Source organism: Vibrio sp. 1069 (genome assembly GCF_033340555.1).
Window position 1 is genome coordinate 1 of sequence record NZ_JAWOWP010000783.1, and the last position, 555, is coordinate 555.

Sequence of the window (555 nt, forward strand, 5' to 3'; positions counted from 1 at the left end):
TTCTTCATCCACTTGCTTTTTCAACATGGCTCTGGCCATAGGGGAATCAATGGAGATGTAATCTTTGGCATCGCCATATATTTCTTCTGGCCCCACAATGCGGAACTTCTTCACATCACCAGCTTCGTTTTCAATCTCGACCCAAGCACCAAAAAAGACTTTGCCTTCTTGTTGAGGTGAGTAATCAACGATGGTGACTTCAGGTAAAAACTTTCTGAGAAAACGAACGCGTCGATCGATTTGACGCAGCAGTCGTTTATTGAAGGTGTAGTCAGCATTTTCCGAACGATCGCCAAGGCTGGCCGCCCACGTCACGATCTTGGTGATTTCTGGACGCTTTTCATTCCAGAGGTAATCGTGCTCTTGCTTGAGTTTGTTATAACCTTCACGGGTAATCAGCTTAGTTTTCAATTTGGCTCCTATTCATTTCGGCATAAAAAATGCCGCACATTCAGCAGCATCGACGCTTACGCGATCTTCATCCTAAACCTAGAATTATACCCAAAGCCACAAGATTCTCAGAGCGGACTTTGGGTATTGGCAATTAGGTTAGGC

1 protein-coding gene is annotated in these 555 nt (G+C 44.9%); it reads right to left on the reverse strand.

Going from position 1 to position 555, the window contains the following annotated elements:
* Positions 1–411: transcription elongation factor GreB (gene greB / locus R7040_RS29035; RefSeq protein ID WP_318097982.1), on the reverse strand; the 411-nt coding region annotated here is incomplete at its 3' end.
* Positions 412–555: the final 144 nt, after the last annotated feature.